The organism is Streptomyces niphimycinicus (assembly GCF_018883605.1).
Lineage (GTDB): Bacteria > Actinomycetota > Actinomycetes > Streptomycetales > Streptomycetaceae > Streptomyces > Streptomyces niphimycinicus.
Genome location: NZ_JAHLEM010000371.1, coordinates 1 through 12,044, shown reverse-complemented (window position 1 = coordinate 12,044; position 12,044 = coordinate 1). Strand labels below are relative to the sequence as shown.

General features: G+C 69.8%; 11 protein-coding genes and 1 pseudogene. 10 read left to right on the top strand and 2 right to left on the bottom strand.

Features of this window, described 5'->3' with window-relative positions; translation table 11 throughout:
• The 5 genes and pseudogenes from KN815_RS29460 to tgmC form a co-directional block, all read left to right on the top strand.
• Positions 1 to 198, top strand: a pseudogene (locus KN815_RS29460) (glycosyltransferase); the annotation flags it as partial.
• Positions 199 to 281: 83 nt separating this feature from the next.
• Entirely contained in the window at positions 282 to 809 is a 528-nt protein-coding gene (locus KN815_RS29455) for an LOG family protein (RefSeq protein ID WP_216344927.1), read from the top strand.
• A 301-nt stretch (positions 810 to 1,110) separates the two neighbouring features.
• Positions 1,111 to 1,359 (top strand): putative ATP-grasp-modified RiPP, encoded by a 249-nt coding sequence (tgmA, locus tag KN815_RS29450; protein WP_216344926.1) that lies wholly within the window; start codon positions 1,111 to 1,113, stop codon positions 1,357 to 1,359.
• On the top strand, positions 1,356 to 2,291 hold the full coding sequence (gene tgmB / locus KN815_RS29445) for an ATP-grasp ribosomal peptide maturase (RefSeq protein ID WP_216344925.1): 936 nt from the start codon (positions 1,356 to 1,358) through the stop codon (positions 2,289 to 2,291). The genes tgmA and tgmB overlap by 4 nt, the downstream gene beginning before the upstream one ends.
• Entirely contained in the window at positions 2,281 to 3,417 is a 1,137-nt protein-coding gene (gene tgmC / locus KN815_RS29440) for an ATP-grasp peptide maturase system methyltransferase (RefSeq protein ID WP_216344924.1), read from the top strand. The genes tgmB and tgmC overlap by 11 nt, the downstream gene beginning before the upstream one ends.
• 26 nt (positions 3,418 to 3,443) lie before the next feature.
• On the opposite strand, the gene KN815_RS29435 is transcribed toward tgmC, so the two are convergent.
• Both KN815_RS29435 and KN815_RS29430 read right to left on the bottom strand, forming a co-directional pair.
• Positions 3,444 to 3,641, bottom strand: coding sequence for a DUF397 domain-containing protein (locus tag KN815_RS29435; RefSeq protein WP_216344923.1), 198 nt, complete (start codon positions 3,639 to 3,641; stop codon positions 3,444 to 3,446).
• 12 nt (positions 3,642 to 3,653) lie between these two features.
• Positions 3,654 to 4,508: a helix-turn-helix domain-containing protein gene (locus KN815_RS29430; protein ID WP_216344922.1), complete on the bottom strand. Its 855-nt coding sequence runs from the start codon at positions 4,506 to 4,508 to the stop codon at positions 3,654 to 3,656.
• A gap of 291 nt (positions 4,509 to 4,799) precedes the next feature.
• Between KN815_RS29430 and KN815_RS29425 the strand changes: the two genes are divergently transcribed.
• The 5 genes from KN815_RS29425 (at position 4,800) to KN815_RS29405 (ending at position 11,949) form a co-directional block, all read left to right on the top strand.
• Positions 4,800 to 5,276: an ATP-binding protein gene (locus KN815_RS29425; protein WP_216344921.1), complete on the top strand. Its 477-nt coding sequence runs from the start codon at positions 4,800 to 4,802 to the stop codon at positions 5,274 to 5,276.
• A 174-nt stretch (positions 5,277 to 5,450) separates the two neighbouring features.
• Positions 5,451 to 6,140, top strand: a complete 690-nt coding sequence (locus KN815_RS29420; protein WP_216344920.1) for an SDR family oxidoreductase — start codon at positions 5,451 to 5,453, stop codon at positions 6,138 to 6,140.
• A gap of 178 nt (positions 6,141 to 6,318) precedes the next feature.
• Positions 6,319 to 7,335 (top strand): methionine synthase, encoded by a 1,017-nt coding sequence (locus tag KN815_RS29415; protein ID WP_216344919.1) that lies wholly within the window; start codon positions 6,319 to 6,321, stop codon positions 7,333 to 7,335.
• A 15-nt stretch (positions 7,336 to 7,350) separates the two neighbouring features.
• A complete protein-coding gene (ligA, locus tag KN815_RS29410) occupies positions 7,351 to 9,549 on the top strand; it encodes an NAD-dependent DNA ligase LigA (protein WP_216344918.1) in 2,199 nt (732 codons plus the stop codon).
• A gap of 291 nt (positions 9,550 to 9,840) precedes the next feature.
• Positions 9,841 to 11,949, top strand: a complete 2,109-nt coding sequence (locus KN815_RS29405) for a putative bifunctional diguanylate cyclase/phosphodiesterase (RefSeq protein WP_216344917.1) — start codon at positions 9,841 to 9,843, stop codon at positions 11,947 to 11,949.
• The last annotated feature ends 95 nt before the right edge of the window (positions 11,950 to 12,044 follow it).

Sequence of the window (12,044 nt, the reverse complement as noted above, 5' to 3'; positions counted from 1 at the left end):
CGGCTGCACCGGCTCGGCGTCGCCCCCCGGCCGCTGCCGCTCGACGCGCTGACCGCCGACTCCCTCGCCGCGGCGATCACGACCTGCCTGACCGAACCCGCCCTCCGGCGCCGGGCGGCCGAACTCGCGCACGCCATCGGCGCGGAGGACGGCGCGGGGGCGGTGCTTGCCCATATCGACGCGGCGCATGGCGGGTGAGGCGGGGCGCGGCACCGGGCGCGACGGGTAGGGCCGGGCCCGGAGCCGTCGGGGTGTCCGACCCGGCTCGTAGAGTGGCGGGCATGAACATCTGCGTCTTCTGCTCCGCCGCCGATCTCGACGACCGCTATACCGCCCCCGCCCGCGAGTTCGCCGAGCTGATCGGCAAGGGCGGGCACACGCTGGTGTGGGGTGGATCCGATGTCGGGCTGATGAAGGTGATGGCGGACGGGGTGCAGGAGCACGGGGGACGGCTGGTGGGGATCTCGGTCGAGTTCCTCGCCGCCAAGGCCCGGGAGAGCGCCGACGAGATGGTGATCGCCAAGGACCTCGCCGAGCGCAAGGCGCAGTTGCTCGCCCGCGCCGACGCGGTCGTGGTCATGGTCGGCGGCACCGGGACGCTGGACGAGGCGACCGAGATCCTGGAGCTGAAGAAGCACGGGCTGCACATCAAGCCGGTGGTGCTGCTCAACGCGGCGGGGTTCTACGACGGGCTGAAGCATCAGTTCCAGCGGATGGAGGAGGAGGGGTTCCTGCCGATTCCGCTCAGTGAGCTCGTCTTCTTCGCGGAGAGCGGGGCCGAGGTCATGACGTATCTGGAGTCCGTCTGACACGGATGACACAGAGACATGTACCCGTGGCGTCGCGGTCACCGCGCTGTGCCCGGGTGCTGCTGCGGGTGCCTGGGGCTACGAGGGTTGTCCGTCGTATAGGCCGCGGCTATCGGAGGTGGCTCATCTGCGCGCCTTGCCGGCACCGCCGACTCGAAATCTGGCGAACGCGTAGCCCGCCACTTTTAGGTTGAGGTCTTCCTCGCAGCCGATACCACGGACCGACTGAATGCCCTCTGCCGAAGCTCGAGAGCGATTCGACACACTGTGTGCCGGAGATCAGCGGCGACCGGAGGTAGAAATGAGCGTGGCAGCGGCGCCTTGGGGCCTGACGCGCATGAGGCCCTACCCCGAAGCAGTGGTCCTCCCCGCTGCGTCGGTCGTCCTCGACCCGGAGACGCAGACCGGTCGATGGGTCGGCTCGGACAATCTGGGCGTGCTCTTCTCGGGCAAGCACAAGAGGTCCGAGACGAGCAAGGAAACCCAGACCAGGACAAGTCTGGACGGCAATCCGGATCAAGGCGGTGACCAGGAAGGCGACACGGATTGACTCCGGCCGCCCCGATCCTCGTTGTCTCGCAGGCGGACGATGCAACCGCCGATTCCGTGATTGAGGAACTGAACCGGCGCCGTGTCCCGGTCGTACGCCTGGACCCGGGCGACTTCCCCACGGACCTATGCGTCGCGGCCCGTCTGGACAGTGACGGGTTGCGGGGGAACGCACGGACGCGTACCCGAGTCACCGACCTTGGTGGGGTTCGATCCGTGTACTGGCGCCGACCGCGCCCCTACGCAGGTCCACCGGGGTTGGGAGACCAGGACGCCCGCTGGTGCCGGGAAGAGGCTCGCTACGGTCTCGGGGGCATCCTCGCTTCCCTCCCCGGCGCGTACTACGTGAATCACCCCTGGCGGAACCGGGACGCGGAGCACAAGCCCGCTCAGCTCGCTACTGCGGCGCGTTGTGGCTTTGATATCCCGCCGACCCTTCTCACGAACCTCGAGACCGCCGTCAGGGAGTTCGCCCGCGACCATAGCCAGGATGCCGACGGCCGGGCACTGACGGTATGGGTTGAGGAAGTCGATCCCGCCGACCGGAACGCGGGCGTCAGCCAGACCATGCACCTTTTCCAGAAACGTGTGCAATCCGTCGCTGATCTACGGGTGACCGCCGTGGGCGAGAAGGTCTTCACGGTCCGGATCGAGGGCTCGCCCGGTCTGGACTGGCGACGTCACTACGACGCCCTGTCATACTCGCTCATTGATACGCCGCCGGAATTGGCCAAGAGTGTGCGCCATTATCTGGACGCCTTCGGGCTCGTCTTCGGAGCCTTCGATTTCGGCGTGGACCGGGATGGCCGAACCTGGCTGTACGAGTGCAACCCAAACGGCCAATACGCGTGGTTCCCTGAACCGATCACCGGCAAGATCATCACCGCCGTCGCCGACCAGCTCCAGTACGCAGGAGAGCATCGTGCCCGCTGACCCCGCCGCGCTCCGCATGGCCCTGGCCGAGGGGATCAGGGCCGCCGATCCGACCCTTGACTCCGAATGGCGCGACGCCGTCGCGGCTATCCCCCGCGAGCTGTTCCTCGGCACCGCGGCCTTCCGCCCCACCGGCACCGGGTGGGAACCCGTACACCGGGCCGGGGTCGGGGAGGACGAGTGGCTGCGGATGGTCTACTCCGACCGGACGTGGGTCACCCAGGTCCAGGAGAAAGAAGCCGCCGACGCCACGGGTCCCGTCTCCGGCAGCCCCACGTCCTCGGCAACGCTTCCTTCCCTGGTGGTACGCACTGCCCAGGTGGCAGAACTCCGTCCCGGTCAGAAGGTTCTCGAAGTAGGCACCGGCACCGGCTACTCCACCGCCGTCCTGTGCCACCGGCTCGGGGCCGGGAACGTCGTCAGCATCGAGTACGACTCTGTCCTGGCCGCAAGCGCCGCCGCGCACCTGAACGAGGCCGGATACGGCCCGACGCTCGCGGTCGGAGACGGCCTCAAAGGGTGCAAGGAGCACGCCGACTATGACGCCATCGTCGCCACCTGCTCCGTCCGGTCCATCCCGCACTCGTGGTTCTGGCAACTGAACGACGGCGGAACAATCACCACCACCATCTCCGGCTGGATGCTCGCCGCCGGAATGATCCATCTCGTCCTCGACGACGAGGGAACCGCCCATGGCAGGTTCACCGGCGACACCATCACCTATATGTTGGCCCGCCCTCACGAGCGGCCCCCGTCCCCATCCTTCTTCCGACTGGACGGCGACGCCCGTCGTACGCGCCTGGACCCCGGGCTCCTCGAGGACTGGGCAGGACGGTTCGTCGCCCAGCTCGCGGCACCTTCTGCCGAGCTGGTGACCACCAGCTCCGGCATCATCCTGCGCGACGTAGCGACAGGCTCACAGGCGTGGACGGAACCCGAGGGTGAGGGGTGGACCGTGCACCAGCACGGGCCACTCCACCTCTGGGACCAAGTGGAACAGGCTCTTCTCCTGTGGCGAGACGCAGGAGCGCCGGACCTGACGGAGTTCGGGATGACCGCCACGCCCTTCGAGCAGACCGTATGGATCGGCTCACCGGAGGGGCCGAATTGGCGGCTCCCCGTCTGACCGCCGCACACTCCGACGGCAACGTGTCAGTTCGGCAACCGGTCAAAGTGCCCGCGCTTGACGCCGAAGATGAACGTGCGGAGCGCGACGCTGTCGGTATGGAGAACGGCGCTGGGTTCCGAACTCTCCCGGATGGCTATGCCACTGTCGTCAGCGGCGACCTCTATGCAGTTGTTGCCGCCGCCGCTGCAGAACGACGACCGCTGCCAGGTGCGCTCGTGCACGAATGGCTCCTCTCACATCTCACGGACGATGGACCGGATGAGCTTCTGCGACTCGTCGGCCGGGAGCGCGGAGTCTTCCATCAGGTCCAGAAGTGAACGATAGTTGGCCAGCGGTGTAGGGGAGTCGGCGAAGTGCGCTCCGTACGCCGTATCCAACTGCACGGTGTCGAGTTGGGGCACCGGTCCCTCTGCGTAGAGGATCGACTGCCCGGCACCATAGAAGCTTCCCGCGCTGAACGGGATGACCAGTAGCGTGACGTTCTCGCGGTCGGCAGCATCGGCCAGGAACTCAAGCTGCGGTCGGGCCACAGCAGGTCCGCCGAACTGCATCCGTAGCGCCGCCTCATGAATGATGCCGACGTAAGGCGTGGGGCTTTCCCGATCGAAGATGCCCTGACGGCCCATTCGGTGGGCGACGCGCAGCTCCACGTCCAGGCGTCGCAGCGCTGGGACGGAAAGATCGAAGATCGCGCGGGCATGCTCCTCGGTCTGGAACAGACCTGGGAGGTGCACCGTCTGAGCGGTGCGGATGCGCGTGGCGTGGTGCTCGATCTCGGAAATGTCCAGGAAGCCGTCCGGGAGTTTGCCGCGATACTCCTCCCACCAGGGCTGGTCTCCGCGAGTACCGGCCATGACTGCGAGGGCTTCGATGAGAGCTTCATCGGGGCATGCGTAGTTGCACGCGAGCCGACGAACACGTTCTTCGCTAACCCCGGTCCGGGCAGCCTCGATGTGAGCGACCATCGTTCGGTCCGCTCCGAGCATGGCCGCAGCCTGCTGGACCGAAATATCAGCCTGTTCGCGCATGCGGCGAAGTTCTGTGGCCAAACGACGCTGACGGGCCGTAGGGGCAGGTCTTGATGCCATTGGTCCTCTCTCTGCGCTGAAAGCTGAGTTTGGCAGCGGGGCTCGCAGCCGTCGAGTGAGGCGCTAATTATTCACTCGATAGTGGAGATGACATCACGTGTGAAGGATTGTGCTCTAGCTTGTGATGCGAACCACTCGCCCGCGCCGCCGCCCCGCAACGGAAGCGCACCGTTCGCCCCTGCCCGGGAGGGCGAACGGCACTGACACCGTTGCGCCACTCGACCCAACGAGCGCGGCGCCCGCGAACACACCCTCGTACCGCGATCGAAAACCCCGCACCGGAGGTGCCGCGTGACCCCGTTTCCGCCACCGCTGCTGTTCACCGAGCCCTGGGAGTACGAGCTCCGCTTCCCTCGCGATCCGCGCGGCCCGGGGATCGTCCGGGCCACCCTGCGCGCTGTCCTGACCGCGCACGGATTGCGCGAACTTGTCGAGCGCGCCGCGCTGCTGACGTCCGAGCTGACCACCAACTCCGTCCGCTACTCCGACAACTACGCCTCCGTACGCCTGCTCTGGATGCACCCCGTCCTCCGGATCAGCGTCACGGACACCAACCCCGAACTGCCCGAGCCACTGAAGCCGTCGGCGGAGTCGGTGTCGACCGAGTTGGAGAAGGGGCGCGGCCTGTTCATCCTTGACGTCCTCGCCGACCGCTGGGGTGGCTGTGCCATCGGAGAAGAGCCGTTCGGCCTCGGCGGCAAGACGCTGTGGTTCGAGTTGTCCTGGGGCGGGCCGCCGCCGACACCGGTTCCGGCCCTCGCCGCCTGATCCTGGAGAGCGCCGGACTCCCGCGACACCCCACCCTGGCCCGTTACAGCAAGCGCCGGACCCGTTACAGGACGGCAGCGCTCGACGGGAAGTCCGCCCGGGTTTCGGGCATGGGATCACGCCAAGCCGGGACCGTCGTCGGGGCGCGTCCATCGGTGCGGCAAGCTGGGGAGCATGGGAACGCATCTGATCACTGGGGCAGGCTCGGGCATCGGCGCGGCGGTCACCGAGCGGCTGGCCGGGCGCGGCGAGGAGCTGTGGCTGCTCGCGCGGGACGCCGGGCGGGCGAAGGAGCTGGCGGAGCGGTTCCCGGGGGTGCGGACGGTCGTCGGCGACCTGGCGGACCCGGACCGGCTCTCCTGGGCGCTGGGCCACCAGACGCTGCCCGACCGGCTCGACTCGCTGCTGCATATCGCCGGGGTGGTCGACCTGGGCGAGGTCGGGGAGCTGACCCCGAAGGCATGGACCCACCAGCTCGCCGCCAACCTCGTCGCGCCCGCCGAGCTGACCCGCCTGCTGCTGCCGCAACTGCGGCTGGCCCAGGGCCATGTCATCTTCGTCAACTCCGGCGCCGGACTGCGCGCCAACGCCCAGTGGGCCGCGTACGCCGCCAGCAAGCACGGGCTCAAGGCGCTGGCCGACGCGCTGCGCTGGGAGGAGAGCGGCAACGGTCTCCGGGTGACCACGGTCTACCCGGGGCGTACGGCCACTCCGATGCAGGTGAAGGTGCACCAGCAGGAGGGCAAGGAGTACGACGCGGACCGCTGGATGGAGCCCGGGACCGTGGCGACGACCATCCTGACCGCACTCGACCTGCCCCGCGACGCCGAGATCACCGACCTCCAGATCCGCCCCCGCGGCTGAGCCGTCTCGGCGGCGAGGGCGGCTGCGGTTCGGGTGCGCCCCGCAGGGGCGCGGGGCTGTGTCGATATGCGGCTCCGCCGCCTGGGCGCGACCAGCCACGACGGCGCGGCAGACGACCCACGGCGTACCGGGGCACCTCCCAATCCCGGGGCCCCGGCGGAGCGCTTAGGCTTCGCGGGTGAGCGAGAAGAGCACCAATAAGCACCACTGGGCCCCAGGGGCCGCAAGCGGCGTCGGGTCGATGCCGGGCGGCGACGCGCGGGAGGCGGTGAAGACCGTCACCGGGTCGCTGGAGGCCCTGCCGTATCTTCCGGAGCTGCCCGCGCGGGGGCCCGGCGCGGACATGATCGGGCGCACCGCCGGGATGCTGGTCGAGCTGTACGCGCATGTGGAGCCGAGCGGCTGGCGGATCAGCGACCGGCCGGGCCGGGACACCCGGCGGGCCCGCGCCTGGATGGGAGAGGATCTCGACGCGCTGGAGGAGTTCACCCAGGGGTACCAGGGGGCGCTCAAGGTGTCGGCCGTGGGCCCCTGGACCCTGGCCGCCTCCCTCGAACTGCGCGGCGGCGAGGTCGCGCTGAGCGACCCGGGCGCCTGCCGCGATCTGACGGCCTCGCTCGTCGAAGGGTGCCGCGCCCATCTGGCGGAGGTGCGCCGCCGGGTGCCGGGCGCCGAGGTGGTGTTGCAGCTCGATGAGCCGTCGCTGACGTCGGTGCTGCGCGGGAGCGTCCGCAGCGCCAGCGGCTACCGCACCCACGCCGCCGTGGACCGGGGCGTGGTGGAGGGCGCGCTGCGGACTCTGGTGGAGGCGGCCGGCGGGCCGGTGGTGGTGCACTCGTGCGCGCCCGCCGTGCCGTTCGGGCTGCTGCGGCGCGCGGGCGTCGAGGGGATCTCCTTTCCTCTGTCGCTGCTCACGGAGAGTGAGGAGGAGGCGATCGGGGAGGCCGTGGAAGGCGGTACGGCGCTGCTCATCGGCGCGGTACCCGGCACCGACACCCCATTGTCGGACCCTGCCGGTAGCGTCAGTGGTGTCAGGACGTTGTGGCGCAGGCTGGGGCTGTCACCGGAGACTCTCGCGGAATCCGTGGTGATCACCCCGTCGTGCGGGCTCGCGGGCGCCTCGCCCGGGTACGCCCGCGCCGCGCTGGCCCACTGCGTCCAGGCGGCGAGATCGCTCGCGGACAACCCTGAGTAACGGGAGGACGACACGGTGGCCGGCGAACAGCAGTCGAAGGTCCCCGCCGAGGTGCGGGAGAGGCACGCCAGGCTCGCTGAGCAGATCGAGGAGCACCGCTTCCGGTACTACGTGAAGGACGCGCCCGTCGTCAGCGACGCGGAGTTCGACAAGCTCATGCGCGAGCTGGAGGCGCTGGAGGAGGAGACCCCCACGCTCCGTACGCCCGATTCGCCGACCCAGAAGGTCGCGGGGGCGTACGAGACGGAATTCACCGAGGTCGCACACCGCGAGCGGATGCTCAGCCTGGACAACGCGTTCGACGACGAGGAGCTGGCCACCTGGGCGGACCGCATCGCCAAGGAGCTGGGCAGCGGCGCCTACCACTTCCTGTGCGAGCTGAAGGTGGACGGCCTGGCGGTCAACCTCACCTATGAGCACGGGCGGCTGACCCGCGCCGCGACCCGTGGCGACGGCCGCACCGGCGAGGACATCACCCCCAATGTGCGCACGATCGCCAAGATCCCCAACCGGCTGACGGGCGACCGCGTTCCGGCGCTGGTGGAGGTGCGCGGCGAGGTCTTCCTGGCCCGCGAGCGGTTCGAGGAGCTGAACGCCGGGCTGGTCGAGGCGGGCAAGCCGCCGTTCGCCAACCCGCGGAACGCGGCGGCGGGTTCGCTGCGCCAGAAGGACCCGAAGGTCACCGCGTCCCGGCCGCTGGACATGGTGGTGCACGGCATCGGCGCGCGCGACGGCTTCGACATCGACCGGCTGTCGCAGGCGTACGAGCTGCTGCACGAATGGGGGCTGCCCACCGCCGCCCATTTCAAGGTGGTGGACACGATCGAGGCCGTGCGCGAGTACATCGCGTACTACGGGGACAGCGACCACCGGCACTCGGTGGAGCACGAGATCGACGGCGCGGTCATCAAGCTGGACGAGATCCCGCTCCAGGGGCGGCTGGGCTCCACCTCGCGGGCGCCGCGCTGGGCGATCGCCTGGAAGTTCCCGCCCGAGGAGGTCAACACCAAGCTGGTCGACATCCGGGTGGGCGTGGGGCGCACGGGGCGGGTGACGCCTTATGCGGTGGTCGAGCCGATCACGGTCGCGGGTTCGGAGGTCGAATTCGCGACGCTGCACAACCAGGATGTCGTCAAGGCCAAAGGCGTGCTGATCGGTGACACCGTGGTGCTGCGCAAAGCGGGCGACGTCATTCCGGAAATCCTGGGCCCGGTCGTCGATCTGCGCGACGGCAGCGAGCGGGAATTCGTGATGCCGGCCACCTGCCCCGAGTGCGATACGCCGCTTCAGCCCGCCAAGGAGGGCGATGTCGATCTGCGGTGTCCCAACAGCCGGTCCTGCCCGGCGCAGCTTCGTGAGCGGATTTTCTATCTCGCCGGGCGGAAATCCCTGGACATCGAGAACCTCGGCTATGTCGCCGCCGCCGCGCTCACTCAGCCGCTGGAACCGACCGATCCGCCGGTGAAGGACGAGGGCGATCTCTTCGATCTGAAGATCGAACAATTGCTGCCCATTCGGTCGTATGTACTGGACCCGGACAGCGGACTGCCCAAGCGTGATCCGGAGACCGGTGAGGAGAAGGTGGTCACCTTCTTCGCCACCCAGAAGGGCGAGGCGAAGAAGAACGCCCTGGCGATGCTGGCCAATATCGAGGCCGCCAAGGAGCGCCCGCTGGCCCGGATCATCACCGGCCTTTCGATCCGTCATGTCGGCCCCGTCGCCGCCACCGCACTGGCCCGTGAATTCCGCTCACTGGACCGGATCGCCGAGGCGGACGAGGAGGAGCTGGCGGCCGTGGAGGGGGTGGGGCCCACCATCGCCGCCTCGGTCAAGGAGTGGTTCGCGGTCGACTGGCACCGCGAGATCCTCGAGAAATGGCGGCGGGCCGGGGTCCGGCTGGAGGAGGAGGGCGGCGAGGACGAGGGCCCCCGTCCCCTGGAGAGCCTCACCGTCGTCGTCACCGGAACGCTCCAGTCCTACACGCGAGATGGGGCCAAAGAGGCGCTACAGAGCCGTGGTGCCAAAGTCACCGGATCGGTTTCGAAAAAGACTGATTTCGTGGTAGTCGGCGACAATCCGGGCTCGAAGTACGACAAAGCCATGCAGGTGAAGGTTCCCGTGCTCGATGAGGACGGATTTGGCGTCCTCCTCGAACAGGGACCGGAGGCGGCGAGAGAGGTCGCGATGACGCCTCCGGAAGAGGCCGCGGAGTAGCACGGAGGGCCCGTGGAGCGGCGGTTGGAGTAGCCGTTCCACCCATCCGGCGCAGTGGTCCGGCCATCTTGTCCGCCCAGTGGGTGCAAAGCTGGCCGGATTACGACTGGGAGCACTTCCCGGGTACAGCCGGCGGGCATCACCCTTACAGCGCATAGCAGAAGGTCATGGATCGTCGGGCGGCATTCGGGGAACCGTCGCCGATCGCCGCCCGTCTTCCCCTTCTGCCGCCTACTGTTGAGGTGTGCGCCCGCCGTGGCGCTGGCACCGCCGGCTGTGAGAGGGACGGGTATGAAACCGACCGAAAGCGCCGCCCCGGCGTCGCGGCTGCGCCGGGCCGTGCTGCCCGCGCTGCCGGCCGCGGCGGTCGCCATGGCGGCTTTCGCACTCGGCATCGGGGTATTCCGAGTGCTCGACGCGGGTAATGCGCTCTTTCCCGACGGCACCGTGGGCTGGTCGCTCGCCGTGCTCACCGGAATCATCGTCGGCCATCTGGTCGCCCTCGGGCGCGACCGCTGGTGGGGCGGCACCGGTTCCGGGGCCGCGTTAACCCTGGCCGCGCTGCTGCTCTACGGCTGGATTCCGGCCGTGCTGGTCAGCCTCGCCGTGGTCGTCCTGGTCGGCGCCGCCCGCCGGTACCGATGGCGGCAGACCGTCCTGCACGGCGCGGTGGACATTCTCGGGGTCGGCGCGGCTGCCCTCACCCTCGCCGCGTTCGGCACCACCCCCTCGGTCGAGCACCCCTGGCGCACCGACACCTGGGACGTCTCCGCCATCCCCCAGACGGCCCTGGCCGCCTTCGTCTATCTCGCGGTCACCCGCGCCCTGTTGTGGTGCTCCCTCGCCCCGCCCGGCGCCGGACTGCCCACCGTCGCCCGTACCGCCTTCCTCCGGCAGGCCCTCGTCGGCATCGCGCTCCTCGGCATCGCGCCCCTCATCGTGGTCGTCGCCGGGGACACCCCGCTGCTGCTCCCGCTGTTCGCGGTGCCGCTGGTCGCCCTGGACTCCACGCTGTGGATCGCCCGGGTCCGCGCCGAGGAGCAGTTGCGCGACCCGCTCACCGGGCTGCCCAACCGCCAGTGGCTGCTGGAGCGCACCTGGACCGCGCTGGACGAGTCCGAGCGGGCCGGCACCCGCACCGCGCTGGTCCTGCTCGACCTCGACCGCTTCCGTTCGGTCAACGACACCCTGGGCCATCTGGCCGGTGACCGGCTGCTGCTCCAGATCGCCGAGCGGCTGCGGCTCGCCCTGCCCCGCGGGGCGGAGGTGGCCCGGCTCGGCGGCGACGAGTTCGCGGTGCTGCTGCCCACCACCGACTCGCTCACCAGCGCCCAGCGCAGCGCCCGCGTCCTCGTCGGAGACCTCGGCTCCCCCCTCGACCTGGACGGGCTGACCCTGGTGCTGGAGGCCAGCGCCGGGGTCGCCGTCTACCCCGACCACGCACTGGACGCCGAGGGGCTGCTGCGCCGCGCCGACGTCGCGATGTACCAGGCCAAGCGGGACCGCAGCGGAGTCGAGCTCTACGAGGCCCGGCGCGACGGCAACACCCCCGACCGGCTCGGTCTGCTCGGCGATCTGCGGCGCGCCCTGGACGCGGGCGACGTCGACCTGCACTACCAGCCCAAGGTCGGCTTCGACGGGCATGTGGCGGGCCTGGAGGCGCTGGTGCGCTGGGTCCACCCGGACCGGGGCAGGGTGCCGCCGGACGAGTTCATCTCCATGGCCGAGAGCTCCGGGCTGATGCCCCGGCTGACCGAGTATGTGCTGGAGACCGCGCTGGGCCAGGTCGCGCGCTGGCGCGCCGACGGCCTCGAGGTGCCGGTCGCGGTCAATGTCTCGCCGCGCGATGTCCACACCCCCGGCTTCGCCGGTGCGGTCGCCGGGCGGCTGGCCCGGCACGGCGTCCCGGCGGGCGCCCTGCAACTGGAGATAACCGAGCATGTCCTGCTGGAGGACCCGCAGCGGGCCGCCGACACCCTGGCCGGGCTCACCGGCCACGGCGTGAAGATGTCGCTCGACGACTTCGGGACGGGCTATTCCTCGCTGGTCCATCTGCGGCGGCTGCCGGTGAGCGAGCTCAAGATCGACCGTTCCTTCGTGGCCCGGCTGGCGGTGGACAACGAGGACGCCGAGATCGTCCGCTGTACGGTCGACCTCGCCCACTCGCTGGGCCTGCTCGTGGTGGCCGAGGGCGTCGAGGACGACGAGACCTGGGAGCGGCTGCGGGATCTGGGCTGCGATGCGGTGCAGGGCTGGCTGGTGGCCGCCGCGATGCCGCCGGAGGAGACGACGGCGTGGCTGCGGGCGCGCGGCGAGGGCGGCTGGCACCGTGAGCCGGCGGAGCCGTCGGACCAGGCCCAGGCTCCCGCCGAGGAGGACGCGGATCAGCCGGTGACATAGGGGTACGGCGCCGGTGCTGCCCCTTGGCGTTTTGTTGCCGGGTGCGGGTGCGGGTGCGGGTGCGGGTGCGGGGGCGTTTTGATGCCGGGTGCGGG

Excerpts from the sequence above, each read along its gene's own strand:
- KN815_RS29455 (WP_216344927.1), top strand. The coding sequence starts at position 282 with ATGAACATCTGCGTCTTCTGCTCCGCCGCCGATCTCGACGACCGCTAT.
- tgmA (WP_216344926.1), top strand. The coding sequence starts at position 1,111 with ATGAGCGTGGCAGCGGCGCCTTGGGGCCTGACGCGCATGAGGCCCTAC.
- KN815_RS29430 (WP_216344922.1), bottom strand. The coding sequence starts at position 4,508 with ATGGCATCAAGACCTGCCCCTACGGCCCGTCAGCGTCGTTTGGCCACA.
- KN815_RS29420 (WP_216344920.1), top strand. The coding sequence starts at position 5,451 with ATGGGAACGCATCTGATCACTGGGGCAGGCTCGGGCATCGGCGCGGCG.
- KN815_RS29405 (WP_216344917.1), top strand. The coding sequence starts at position 9,841 with ATGAAACCGACCGAAAGCGCCGCCCCGGCGTCGCGGCTGCGCCGGGCC.